This is a genomic window from Streptomyces sp. NPDC088194 (assembly GCF_040702025.1).
Lineage (GTDB): Bacteria > Actinomycetota > Actinomycetes > Streptomycetales > Streptomycetaceae > Actinacidiphila.
In genome coordinates, this window is the sequence record NZ_JBFBIV010000101.1 from 15,144 (window position 1) to 27,888 (window position 12,745).

Genomic DNA, 12,745 nt, shown 5'->3' on the forward strand with positions numbered 1-12,745 from the left:
CGACGCGACATCGGCGGCGCGATCGGGCCGGGCGCGGGTGCGATCAGGCGGCGCGGGTGAGGACCGCGTCGACGGTGATGAGGGTGCTGCCGCGCACCATCCCCCACCGGTTCCAGGTGATGCCGAAGCGGTGCCGGTCGATCGCCACCTCGAGGGCGACCGCCACCTTGTCACCGCTCACGTCGGTGATCCGGGCATGCAGCCGCTGCCGCTCCCGGATGCCCTTGACGCGGATGTCGGCCCGCAGTTCCACCTCGTCCCCTGACACGGCCGCCGAGTCGATCACGACCAGGATCTCGGGATACCGCGCCACGTCGAGGAAGTCGGCGGATCTGAGATGGAGGTCCCGCTTCCTGTTCCTCGTGTCGATCGAGGCCGAGTCGATCCGCAGCGTGCCGGTGACCGACCCGTCCGGCGATACGGTGACGTCGCCGGTGACGGCGAAACCGCCCCTGACGGTGAGCAGTCCGCCCATCAGCCGGTGCGCGAAACGGACGCTCCCGGCCCGGCTGCCGAGGACCCAGTGCCCGGCTCCGGTCCCGGCGGTGAGCGGGTTGACGGCTGTCGCCCTGGTCATGAGGTCTCCTCCTGCGTACGACGGTGACGAATCCGCGGGTGGCCGGCGCGACGTCGGCGCCGGGCTCCGGGTGCGGCGGGTCGCGCCGGCGGGACGGCTCAACGCGCCACCGTCCGAAGGCCGTCCGCGGCCGGCGGGCGTTCCGGCTGCTCGCCCGTCTCGGAGGTGATGATGTCCCTGCTCCTGATCAGCACGAGCGCGCAGACCGCGCCGACGCACGCCACCACCCCGGTGATGACCAGCAGGTTGTCGAGGCCGGCGGCGAAGCCGTCCCGGATCGCGGCGGCCAGCACGCCGCGCTGCTGGGGAGGGGCGCCCGCGATGACCTTGCCGATGTCGCCCTGCCGCACGCCGGCGGCGATCTGCCCGCCGTGCCCGCTCAGGCCGGGCACCCCGGCGAGCCGGTGGTCGAGGTCGCGGTGCAGCGACGAGGACAGTACGGAGGCGAGCACGGCGACGCTGGTGGCGATGCCGACCTGCCGGAAGGTCGAGTTCACCCCGGAGGCGGTGCCGGAGCGGTCGGGGGTGACCACGCCGATGGCGGTCGCCGCCAGCGGCGGGTTGACGAGCCCGGCGCCCACACCGGCGACGACGAAGCCGGGGACGAGGTGGGTCCAGGAACTGTCGCCGTGCAGGCCCGCCATGAGGAACAGGCCGATGCCGACCAGCGCGAGACCGGGTCCGATCAGCAGCCGGATCGGGACGCGTTCGCTGAGCCGCCCGGCGACCGCGGCCGCGACCAGCAGCGCGCCGGTGATGATCAGCAGCCGCAGGCCCGCGCCGAGCGAGCTGTAGCCGAGCACGTCCTGGAGGTAGATCACCAGGTACAGGAACATCGCGAACAGCGAGGCGTTCATGGTGAAGGCGGCGATCGAACCGCCGACGAACGTCGGCGTCCGGAACAGCGACAGGTCGAACATCGGGTGCGCGACCCGGCTCTCCACGACCACGAAGACGACCAGCAGCACCGCGCCGGCGGTGAGGCAGGCGACGACCGCGGTGTCGCCCCAGGAGTTCTCGCTGGCCCGGATCAGCCCGTAGACGAGACCGACCAGGCCGCCGGTGAGCAGGCCGAACCCGGTCCAGTCCGGCCGGGCCACCCGCGGCGCCCGCGACTCCTCGACCTTGCCCAGCGTGACGACCAGGGCGAGCGCGCCGACCGGGATGTTCACCAGGAAGATCCACCGCCAGCCCAGGCCGTTGGTGAGGGCACCGCCCAGGATCGGGCCCAGCGCGACGGCGGCGCCGGTGACCGCGCCCCACACGCTGAAGGCCACGGCCCGCTCCGAGCGCGGAAAGCCGTGCGCCAGCAGCGCCAGCGAGGTGGAGTACATCATCGCCCCGCCGACGCCCTGGCCGCAGCGGGAGACGATGAGCATCAGCGGCGACTGGGCCAGGCCGCACAGCACCGAGCCGGCGGTGAAGACGCCCAGCCCGAGCGCGAAGAGCCGGCGGCGCCCGTAGCGGTCGGCGAGCGAGCCGGTGGTGAGCAACAGGGCGGCCAGGGTGAGCGCGTAGGCGTCCACCACCCACTGGACCTCGGCGAAGCCGGCGCCGAGCGAGCCCTGGATCTCGGGCAGCGCGACGACCACGATCGTCACGTCGAGCAGCAGCATGAACGAGCCGGCGCACACGGCCAGCAACGTCCACCATTTCCTGTCCATCACATGTCCTCTCATCGGCGGCGCACCGCGGGGAAAGCGGCTTCCGGCCGGGTGAGGACATGCTCGGCCGACGTGTTCGCACCGACCAGGAATCCGGCCGTTCGCGACGGATCTCGACAGCGATAGGCTCAGCTCCGTGGAAATCGCCACGCTGGACACCGTGGACCGGCAGATCCTGCACGCGCTGGTGGTGGACCCGCGGATCGCGTTCCGGACGCTGGCCGAGCTGGTCGGGGTCTCGGACCAGACCGCGGCGCGCCGCTACCGCCGGCTGCGCGAGTCGGCCGGCCTGCGCGTCCTGGGCCGGGTGAACGGCGAGCGGGTCGGCTGGACCGACTGGCTCGTCCGGCTGCGGTGCACCCCGGGCTCGACGGGGGCGATCGCCGCCGCGCTGACCCGGCGGGTGGACACCCGGTGGGTGCAACTGGCCTCGGGCGGCACCGAGGTGGTCTGCGTGGTCCAGGCGCGCACCGCCGAGCAGCGCGACGCGCTCTTCCTCGAAGGCATCCCCAACAGCCGCCGGGTGGTGCACATCTCGGCCCACTCGCTGCTGCGCACCTTCTCCTCGCCCACCTGGCCGGTGTTCACCTCGGCCCTGACCGACGCCCAACTCGACCGGCTGCCCACGCCGATCACGCGCGAGCGGGACGACACCGTACTGGCCCTCGACGCCGACGACGAGGAGCTGCTGTCCCATCTCGCGCACGACGGGCGGACCAGCACCGCGCAACTGGCCGCGGCGACCGGCTGGCACGAGTCGTCGGTACGCCGCCGCATCAGCGGCCTGTGCGACTCCGGGGTGCTCTACTTCGACCTCGACCTCGACGAGCACGCCCTCGGCATGACCAGCAACTCGCTGCTGTGGATCTCGGCCCGGCCCGACCGGCTCGACGAGACCGCGCGGGCCGTCGCCCGCCACCCCGAGGCGCCGTTCGTCGCCGCGGTCACCGGCAGCAGCAACCTGGTGGCCAACGTCGTCTGCCGCAACGAACGCCACCTGTACGACTACCTCAGCGGCACCCTCGGCCGGCTGCCGGGCATCCGCGCGATCGAGACCGCTCCGCTGATCCGTACGGTCAAGCGCGCCGGGTCGGTGCTCCGCCCGAACGCCACCTGACCGGCAGCGATTCCGGCTACGGTCACCCGAACCCGCCCGTCACACGCGTCCGGTGGCCATACGCGTTCAGCGCCGTACACGCCCAGCGCCGTACGAACCCGGTGGTCGTACGAACCCGGCGGCCGCGCACGACCACCGGTCACGCACGACCACCGGTCACACGGACCCGGCGGTCACGCTCACCTCGGCGGTGACAGCGGCTTCCGGCTCGACCGGGGTCCAGCGAATCCGGGTGCCGCACACGGAGACGAGCATCGCGGCGGCGGCCACCGCCCCGAGCGCCCAGACCAGCCCGCTCGCGTTCGCGATGAACCCGACCACCGGCGGCCCGGCGAGCAGACCGGTCGTCCCCATGGTGGCCACGACGGTGAGCGCGTCCGAACCGTTCTTCGCGGCGGCCACGTAGACGCACGGCGTGACCGAGGCGATGCCCAGGCCGACGCAGGCGAAGCCGAGCAGCGCAGGCACCACTCCCCCGCTGAGCAGCGCGAGCGCCAGCCCGACGGCCGCCAGCGCGCTGCCGACCCGGACGATACGGCCGTCGCCCCAGCGGCTGCGCCAGGAGTCGGCGAAGACGCGGGCGAGCACCATCATCACCGAGACGACCGCGATCCCCATCGGGGCCAGTTCCGCCGACGCCTTGGCGACGTCCTTCATGTAGAGGGCGGACCAGTCGTTCATGGCGCCCTCGGTCACGGTGCCGAAGACCATCGCGGCGCCCAGCCACAGCGTCACCCGGGACGGCGGCGTCCACCGCCCGCGGCCCTTCTCCTTCTTCTCCTGCGCCTGCCGGTCCTCGGTGAGCAGGCCGCCGCGCGCGAAGCCGAGCAGCAGCAGGACCAGCCCCGCGGCGACCGCGAAGTGCACGATCAGCGTGGACGTCAGCGCGTTCATCCCCGACGCCAGCAGGGCCGCGGCCAGCGAACCGCCGCTGAAGACGGCGTGCAGCCGCGCCATCGCGTTGCGCTCGTGGACCGCCTCCAGGGCCGCGCCCTGCGCGTTCATCGCCACGTTCAGCCCGCCGACCAGGGCGCCGTCGCAGAGCATCACCAGCAGCGCGACCGGGTAGTCCGGCAGCGCGGACATCGCCGGCAGCAGCAGCGCCAGGCCGAGCGCCGAGCCGAGCGCGAGCCGCCGCGAGCCCAGCCGCCGCATCAGCACGGCCACCACCGGGAAGGTGGCCACCGCCCCGATCCCGGTGGCCATCAGCAGCAGGCCGACCTCCGCCGCGGTCAGGTCCAGGTGCGACTTGATCGCGGGGAGCCGCGACGCCCACGTGGCGTACTGGAAGCCCAGCGAGAAGAACAGCGCGGCCGTGGCCAACTGCCCTCTGCGGAAAGGATCGTGAACGCGCAGCATCGGGCTCATCCCACTTCTTCTCGTGACGGCGCCCCGATCGGCAGGCCGCCGACCGCGGTCCGGTCGCCCTCCACCTGGCCGGACGGCAGCGCCATCGTCATGTACACAGAACCCGGCCCGTAGCCGCGGGCCTCGACGCCGTCGCGCGCGGTGAACCCGCTCGCGGACCAGAAGGTGTGGCTGCCGCCGACCGCGATCAGCGAGATCTGCTCGTACCCCTGGGCCCGGGCCGCGGCGGTCAGCCGGCCGAGCAGCCGCTTCCCGAGCCCGCGGCCGCGCACGTCCTCGGCGATCACCAGGTCGTGCAGGTGCAGATTCCGCGACGGGGTGGCCGCCTCCTCGCTGCGGGCCAGACCCGGGTAGGACCGTTCCGGGTACGGCAGCGCCAGCAGGTAGCCCGCCAGCCGCGCCCCGGCGCCCGGATCGGCACCCGGGTCAGCGCCGAGCCCCGGGACCAACTCCAGCGCGAAACACGTCGCCGGGGAGACCCGGGCCTTGGATTCCAGCGCCGCCCGTCCCTCGGACAGCCCGAGGGCCGCATAGGCGCGGGTCTCCAGGCCGACGACGTCCTCCCAGTCGTCGTCGGCCATCCGCCGGATACGCGCGTTCCAGGTCATCTACCGCCCGCCTTCCGCCTTGCGCACGCACGTCCACGGCAGCGGGCCGAAGCCGTTGAAGCCCTGCGTCATGTAACTGACCGCGTACGCCCCGCTGGACATCACCCAGACCGGGTCGCCCGACGCGATCGACGCGGGCACCCGGACCGGCCGGTGGCCGCCGGGGTAGGCGTCGTCGCTGTCGCAGGTGGGCCCCGCGACCGTCGCCGGGACGGACGGACCGCCGTGCCGGCCGGGAAAGACCAGCCGGTACTGCAACGCGTCCATCTCGTACAGGCCGTTGAACTTGCCGCAGCTCAGGTAGAGCCAGTGGCGCGGCTCGCCGTCCGCGTCGTGCCGCAGCGACAGCCGGACGACGTGCGCCCGGACCGCGCCGTGGTCGGCCACGAGGTAGCGGCCGGGCTCCACGATGAAGTCCAGCGCGCCGCCCGCGTCCCGGCACATCTGCATGCCCTCCCGGATCACGGCGAACATCTTGTCCAGCGGCGGGTCGAGGGGTTCGCCGCGCTCGTCGAGGTAGCCGAGCGCCGGCAGACCGCCGCCGAGGTCGACGTACTTCAGCGTCATCCCCCGCCCGCGCAACGTGTCGAGCAGATCGGCGAGTTGCTCGAACGCCCGCCGCCACGCACCGGCGGTCATCTGCTGGGACCCGACGTGCACCGACAGTCCGGCCGGTTCCAGGCCCGCGTCCCGGGCCCGTTCCAGCACGGCCACGGCGTCCTCCGGCGAGCAGCCGAACTTCCGGCTCAGTCCCCACAGCGCGCCGCCGCCGTCGGTCGCCAGCCGGCAGAACACCCGTGCGCCGGGCGCGTGTTCGGCGACGGCGGTGACGTCCGCCAGGCTGTCGGTGGCGAAGTCCCGGATGCCGAGCCGGTATGCCTCGGCGATGTCCGGGTCGGACTTGATGGTGTTGCCGTAGTGGATGCGCTCCGGGGGGACCCCGGCGCGCAGCGCCTGCCCGATCTCCTGCACGCTCGCCGCGTCCACCCCGCTGCCCTGCCGGGCCAGGCAGTCGAGCACCTCGTCCACCGGGCACGCCTTCAGGGCGAACCGGACGGCGACGCCGGGTAGTTCGGCCAGCAGGGAGGCGTAGCGCTCCTCGATGCCGCTGAGATCGAAGACGATCCGGTCGTCGTCGGCCGCCGCCAGTGCGGCGAGCAGCGTGTCGTCATGCCTCACGGACGTCGGTCCGGTTGCCGCTGGAGCAGGCCGGGGTCCGTGGCTCTCGCGCCGCCGACCAGGGCCGGCCAGACCTCGGTGAGCACCGCGAACTCCTCGATGTCGCGCCGCGCCTCGTCGAGCAGCCGCTCCCGGCTGCCGGCCAGCAGGTCGGCGAACTCGGCGTACTTCCCGCCGAGCCGGCGGTAGGCGTCATCGAGGACGTCCAGCCGCTGCACGTTCTCGGCCTGGTCCAACCGGCTGCTCTCCCAGAGCAGTTCGACGATCGCGTCGGTCCTGACCTGGTTCCGCTCGTCCAGCAGCGACGCGCCGGCCCGCTCCATCCGGTCGTAGACGAAGTTCAGGTAGAGCATCGACAGGAAGAACTTGGCGAACCGCAGCTGGTACGCGGTGAATCCGGGGCCGGTCCTGCGCTCCGGGGTGTAGAAGTTCACGATGTTCCGGTTGTGCAGCACCCCGGGCAGCGTCGCGTCGTGCACCAGGTGGATGAGGAAGTAGTCGCTGCCGATGGTGTCGGTCGCCGGCAGCAGCGGCACCGACTCGTGCACGCCGTGGAAGGCGATGTTGCACATGTCGACCCGCATGGGGTCCACGTGCGTCAGCGTGGAGTGGTCGTGGTGGAACGGTTCGGTGCCGGCGCCACGGAAGGAGTCGTCGGCGAACTCCCGCTTCTGCTCGGCCGACCAGTCGAAGGGCGCCCACAGGCCGACCACGTCGTGGTAGGCGCCGGGGTCGAGCCGGCGCATCTCCTCGATGTCCACGGACATCTCGCCGACGAAGGAACTCCCCACCATCGAGACGGGCTTGCCCGCGTGCTCGGCGTCCAGGTCCGTCTCGGTCACGTCCGCGGCCGCGTCGCCCGCGGGCCGGCCGAGCGCGAGCAGTTCGTGGTGGATCGGGAAGACGGGCCGCGCGGTGTCCCCGGCCGGGGACGTCCCCCCGACCGGTCCGTCCGCGACGGCCTGCCCTGCCGGCCCGGACTGCCCGGACTGCCCGGACTGCCCGGACTGCCCGGCGGCCACGGACGACCCCGCCGGCACGGACTGCCCGGCGGCGACGGCCCGCCCGGCTTCCCCCGCGACGACCTGGTACCGGCTGTCGGAGTCCCGCCGGTGCACCGACTCGCAGCCGAGCGCGGCCGCGACCAGGAACGCGCGGTTGGTGCAGGCACCGTAGGACACGGCCCGCGGAAGCATCAGGTCGAGCACCAACTCGGGCTTCTCCACACCCGATTCGTCGATCGCCCGGCGCAGGAAGTCCCGCTGCGCCGCCTCGTCGAGGTGGTGCGCGACGACGCCGGGGGTCGCGGGCAGCGCGCGGACGGCGGCCGCATGCTGCTCGGACACCGCCGGCCCGCAGGAGTCGAGGACCAGCAGGTGCACCTCGACGTCGAAGTGCGAGACGGCGTAGACCGCTTCGTCGTGCAGCGCGGAAATCGCCGGCAGGCAGGACCTGTTGGTGGGAAGTGCAAGGCAGATTCGGCGCATCGCTACTCTCCGGCCGCCGGCTGGGCGTCCTGGCGGGCCGCGGTGTCGGCGCCCTGCGGGTGCCAGGACCGCAGGCCGAGCAGCTTCTCGCCGAGTTCGGTGAGCTCGGCGGTGTCGTAGCGCAGCGACTCGTGCCTGGTCGCGTCGCCGACGAGCGTCTTGTTCCACTCCGGCGTGCCGAGCGTGCGCCAGGACTCGACGCGGGAGCGGCGCAGTTCCTCGTGCGACTCCAGCGCGGGCATCATCGACAGGTACTGCGCGGACCGCACCCCGTCGGTGGAGGTGTTGGGCGCGACGCCGTGCGCCAGCGAGCCGTTCCAGATCAGCAGGTCCCCGGCGCGCAGGTCCGGGCGGACGATCGGGAACTCGTCGGTGTCGATGGCGGGGCGGATCGGGTCACGGTCCTCCGGCTGCGTCGCCTTCCACTCCTCGAACCGGTGGAAGAGCTCGGGGCAGCACTGGAAGCCGCCCATGTCCGGCTTGGTGTCGGCGAGCGCGATGATCCCCTGGACCCGCTGCGGCAGCACGTCGAGGGTGCTGTCGATGTCCCAGTGCAGCCGGATGTCGAAGCCGCGCTCGGTGGGCGCGATCAGCGCGCGGTCGCGGTTCTTGATGTTCGGCGGGTTGAGGTTGAGCCGGTCCTGGGTGACCCACAGCTCCTCGCAGTCCCAGACGTCGACGAACGCGTCGTAGACCCGCTGCGCCTGCCGGCTGTTCCAGATGAGCTGGTGGTGGTACGCCTCGACAAAGCCGTAGATGTGCAGCTCGCGTTCGAGGTCGGTGCGGAACTCCCGCTCCTCGTACCAGGTTTCCGGCCGGGCCGGGTCGAGGCCCTGGAAGTCCCAGGCGAAGTCGAGCAGTTCCTGTGCGGCGGTCGCGGGTATCGCCTGCTCGACCACCACATAGCCGTACTTCTGCCAGAAGGCGAAGTCCTCTTCCGACAGCACGCGAAGCTCTTGCGTCTTGCGCAGGTCCCGCAGCGGTACCGGGGTGAGATAGGTCTCGCCGTCCGGGCTGTAGTACGGGAACTCCGATGCGGCCCGGTAAGGGCTCTGAGGCGCCAACAAAACAGTCGCTCCAAGGGTGGAATGTTCTTGAGCGGTCCGCCGCGCGAGGGGGGTTGGGCGTGCGGACCTGTCGACTGTGCGGGCTCAGCGGGTTGGGGGGCGGCAACGGATATCGACGCCCGCTACCGACAGATGCCTGGCCGTCGGGCTCGGGGTCCACCCGATCCACCGGGTGGTCCTGCTGGGCTCCGCCGGTCAACGTGCGCATCTGCCGTCACTCACGCCACGACTGTCGCTCGCTGAACTCGCGCTCTCCTAAGTTGGACTAGACCAACTGGCGCTGTCAAATGACCACTTGGTGAACCACCGTGCCCCACCAGCACTTTCGTCGCGTTCCGCAATTACCTCCGCACCACGAGTAGTTGCAACCGCGGGCGGCAGCCGCCTTGACACCCCTGAGCAGCCTGAGTCAGTATCCGTTGGTCTGTACCAATCACCGCCGGATGCGGTCAGTGCGTCGGCCCCACGGAAAGGCCCCGTTGATGTCCGCCAGCAAGTTGGTGTCCACCAGCAAGCAGAGCAACGAGTTGCGAGCTCTCGCGCTCTCCGTCCTCCAGCCGGGATTCGTCGGCACGGAGGCACCGGACTGGGTGCTGCGGGCCATCGCTGACGGTCTGTCATCCGTCGTGCTCTTCTCCCGCAATATCGCCTCGCCCCAGCAGGTCGCCCGATTGACCGCCCAACTACGCGCGGAGAACCCGTCGTTGATCATCGCGATCGACGAGGAGGCGGGCGACGTCACCCGGATCGAGTCCTCCACCGGCTCCACCCGGCCGGGCAGCTTCGCGCTCGGCGCGGTCGACGACGTCACGCTGACCGAGGCCGTCTCCCGCGACCTGGCCCGCGAGTTGCACGCCGCCGGGGTGAGCCTCGACTACGCGCCCAGCGTGGACGTCAACTCCAACCCGGACAACCCGATCATCGGGGTCAGGTCCTTCGGCGTCGAACCCGACCGGGTGGCCCGGCACGCCGCCGCCTGGGTCCGCGGCCTCCAGTCGGGCGGCGTCGCCGCCTGCGCCAAGCACTTCCCCGGGCACGGCGACGTCGCCGTCGACTCCCACCACGGCCTGCCCAGTTACGACGCGGACCTCGACACCATCGCCGCGCAGGCGCTGCCGCCGTTCCGGGCCGCGATCGAGGCGGGCGTGCGCGCGGTGATGAGCGGGCACCTGCTGGTGCCGGCCTACGACCCACACGTCCCGGCCACCCTCAGCAGCCGCATCCTGGACGGCCTGCTCCGCAAGGAACTCGGCTTCGACGGCCTGATCGTCACCGACGCGATCGAGATGGGCGCGGTCACCGACCGGTACGGCATCGACGGCGCCACGGTACGGGCGATCGCGGCCGGCGCCGACGCCATCTGCGTCGGCGGGGAGCACGCCGGCGAGGACACCTTCGAACTGCTCGCCGGTGCGCTCACCGGCGCCGTCCGCTCCGGCGGGCTCACCGAGGCCCGGCTGGCCGAAGCGTCGCGCCGGGTACGGGAGTTCGCCGACTGGTCGAGCGGGCTGGCCCGCGCGGTGCCGGTCGACCCGGTCAGCGGCGACATCGGCTTCACCGCCGCCCGGCGCGCGATACGGGTCAGCGGCCCCGCGGACACGGCGCTGCCGCTGCCCGCCGCGCCGCACGTGGTGGAGCTGGTGCCGTCCACCAACCTGGCGATCGGCAAGGAGACCCCCTGGGGCGTCGCCGTACCGCTGCGCGAGCGCCTGCCCGGAACCACCTTCGTCCGGGTGCACCCGCAGCAGCTGACCGACCACCCGGCGGTCCTCGACGAGCACGCCCTCGCGCCCGCCGCCGGCCGCCCGCTGGTCGTCGTCGTCCGGGACGCGGCGCGCAACAAGTGGATGGGCAAGGCCCTGACCGACCTCACCGAGGCGCGTCCGGACGCGGTCGTGGTCGAGATGGGGCTGCCGGACGACTCCGGGGCCGGTGCGGTCCGGGTCTTCACGCACGGCGCCACCGCGGCGTCCGGCGTGGCCGCGGCCGAGGTACTCGCCGGCGTCCCCACCCGGTAACCGCGCGACAGCCACCCGGCAACCGCCCGGGGACCGCCCGGGCGGCAAGCCCCCGGCCCGCCGGACACCGCAGGGGCCGCGACGTCCACGACGTCGCGGCCCCCTTCGCGCTGCCGTCGGCGAGGTCGGCGCCGTCCTCTCAGAACCGCGAACCGGACGGCTCGCGGTGACCGGCTGTCACCGCCCCCGAAGGCCGCCGCGTCGCTCTTCGCCCGAGTCCGAGGACCGCGGAATGCGCCCGCCAAAACCCTTCACCCGCAAGGGAATTCACGCCCTCCGCCCTTTCCGCCCGCATGAATTCCCGCTGAATCAGGGCTGAATGGAACGCGCCGCCCCGCGGATGCCCAGCACAACACCCCAGCTCAACGGCGTTTCCCCCACCCGAGCACGGAAACCGTCCGCGTATTCCGGCCCCACCCGCATACAACCAACCACCGACACCCGGAGTCCTATGCATCCGTAAGTCCCCTACTCCTCAGTGAGGTTGCGACCATGTCCTCCCCCTTCTCCGGCCGCCGGGCCCTCCGCACCGCGTCGGCGCTGACGCTCACGCTCGGTACCGGTCTGGCCGCCCCGCTCCTCGCCGCGGGCCTGGCCGGCGCCGCCACGCCGTCGGCGACCGCCGCCTACAACGCGAGCGACCAGGCGATCGACTACACGGCGGCCCCCGGCCAGACCAACAAGGTGACGATCACCAGCTCGACCACGACCCTGAGCGACATCACGTACGTGATCGACGACGCCGTCCCGATCACGGCCGGCGACGGCTGCACCTATCCCAGCGGCACGGACCACACCAAGGTCTCCTGCACGGTCACCACCTACGACACGGAGGACCCGTACCCGACCTTGAAGGTCGACCTCGGCGACGGCGCCGACACCGCCGCGTACGCCAACACCACCAACCAGGCGTACTACTTCGCCTCGTTCGACCTGGGCGCCGGCAAGGACACCTACACCGAGACCGGCCGCGTGGGCGGCGACAGCGTCGACGGCGGCGCCGACGACGACAACCTGACGGTGGGCCCGGACACGGTGGTGCTCGGCGGCGACGGCAACGACACCCTCCACGCCGGTGCGGGCAGCATCGCGCAGGGCGGCGAGGGCAACGACACGATCTACTCCAGCGGCACCGACGCCGCCGCCGACGGCGGTACCGGCAACGATGTCCTTTACGGCGGCGACGGACGGCAGAACCTGTCCGGCGGCGACGGCGACGACAGGATCTACGGCGGGAAGGGCGACGACTTCCTGTACGGCGGCAAGGGCGACGACACCATCTACGGCAACAGCGGTGTCGACACGATCTACGGCAACAGCGGCGACGACGCGCTGTACGGCGGCCCCGGCAAGGACGTCCTCTCCGGCGGCCCCGGCAAGAACACCGTCCACCAGGACTGAGCCACCGACACCGCCCGGCGACCCCGCCGCCACGGAACTCGCCAGGTCAGCCGGTGTCCCGGTCGGTCCGGTCGCCCCGGCCGCCCCGATCCCCCCGCGGATCGACCCGCACCGCCGGGCTCGTGGCGGACGCGCCGCCACCCGGGCGCAAGGCGCCGCCGCCGGCCTCCGGCGCCGGGGCAGGCGCGGGCACGGACGCCGCCGCACGGGGCGTGCCCAGCGCCTGCCACTCCGGAGCCGGCGCGCCGCGCGGCACGCC

The 12,745-nt window shown here is 72.5% G+C and carries 10 protein-coding genes and 1 pseudogene; 3 read left to right on the top strand and 8 right to left on the bottom strand.

The window, feature by feature from the left end; all coding sequences use genetic code 11:
* Positions 1-43 precede the first annotated feature (43 nt).
* Together AB0399_RS34570 and AB0399_RS34575 are read right to left on the bottom strand one after the other, a co-directional pair.
* Complete coding sequence (locus tag AB0399_RS34570; RefSeq protein ID WP_366413976.1) at positions 44-577, bottom strand: YceI family protein; 534 nt, start codon at positions 575-577, stop codon at positions 44-46.
* 98 nt (positions 578-675) lie between these two features.
* Entirely contained in the window at positions 676-2,241 is a 1,566-nt protein-coding gene (locus tag AB0399_RS34575; RefSeq protein ID WP_366413977.1) for an MFS transporter, read from the bottom strand.
* A gap of 136 nt (positions 2,242-2,377) precedes the next feature.
* Between AB0399_RS34575 and AB0399_RS34580 the strand changes: the two genes are divergently transcribed.
* Positions 2,378-3,358 (top strand): AsnC family transcriptional regulator, encoded by a 981-nt coding sequence (locus AB0399_RS34580; protein WP_366413978.1) that lies wholly within the window; start codon positions 2,378-2,380, stop codon positions 3,356-3,358.
* 156 nt (positions 3,359-3,514) lie between these two features.
* On the opposite strand, the gene AB0399_RS34585 is transcribed toward AB0399_RS34580, so the two are convergent.
* Genes AB0399_RS34585 through AB0399_RS34605 form a run of 5 tightly spaced genes read right to left on the bottom strand, consistent with a single transcriptional unit; the run spans position 3,515 to position 9,064 of the window.
* The gene (locus tag AB0399_RS34585; protein ID WP_366413984.1) at positions 3,515-4,717 is read right to left on the bottom strand and encodes an MFS transporter; all 1,203 of its coding nucleotides are present in this window, start codon (positions 4,715-4,717) and stop codon (positions 3,515-3,517) included.
* Between the two features lie 5 nt (positions 4,718-4,722).
* The gene (locus AB0399_RS34590) at positions 4,723-5,334 is read right to left on the bottom strand and encodes a GNAT family N-acetyltransferase (protein ID WP_366413979.1); all 612 of its coding nucleotides are present in this window, start codon (positions 5,332-5,334) and stop codon (positions 4,723-4,725) included.
* Positions 5,335-6,513, bottom strand: coding sequence for a type III PLP-dependent enzyme (locus AB0399_RS34595; protein ID WP_366413980.1), 1,179 nt, complete (start codon positions 6,511-6,513; stop codon positions 5,335-5,337).
* Complete coding sequence (locus AB0399_RS34600) at positions 6,510-8,000, bottom strand: DUF6271 family protein (protein ID WP_366413981.1); 1,491 nt, start codon at positions 7,998-8,000, stop codon at positions 6,510-6,512. The genes AB0399_RS34595 and AB0399_RS34600 overlap by 4 nt, the downstream gene beginning before the upstream one ends.
* 2 nt (positions 8,001-8,002) lie before the next feature.
* The gene (locus AB0399_RS34605) at positions 8,003-9,064 is read right to left on the bottom strand and encodes a phytanoyl-CoA dioxygenase family protein (protein WP_366413982.1); all 1,062 of its coding nucleotides are present in this window, start codon (positions 9,062-9,064) and stop codon (positions 8,003-8,005) included.
* Positions 9,065-9,567: 503 nt separating this feature from the next.
* Here AB0399_RS34605 and AB0399_RS34610 point away from each other — a divergent pair.
* Together AB0399_RS34610 and AB0399_RS34615 are read left to right on the top strand one after the other, a co-directional pair.
* A complete protein-coding gene (locus AB0399_RS34610) occupies positions 9,568-11,085 on the top strand; it encodes a glycoside hydrolase family 3 protein (protein ID WP_366413985.1) in 1,518 nt (505 codons plus the stop codon).
* A 492-nt stretch (positions 11,086-11,577) separates the two neighbouring features.
* Complete coding sequence (locus AB0399_RS34615) at positions 11,578-12,486, top strand: calcium-binding protein (protein ID WP_366413983.1); 909 nt, start codon at positions 11,578-11,580, stop codon at positions 12,484-12,486.
* A gap of 46 nt (positions 12,487-12,532) precedes the next feature.
* On the opposite strand, the pseudogene AB0399_RS34620 reads toward AB0399_RS34615, so the two are convergent.
* Positions 12,533-12,745: pseudogene (locus tag AB0399_RS34620) on the bottom strand (hypothetical protein); the annotation flags it as partial.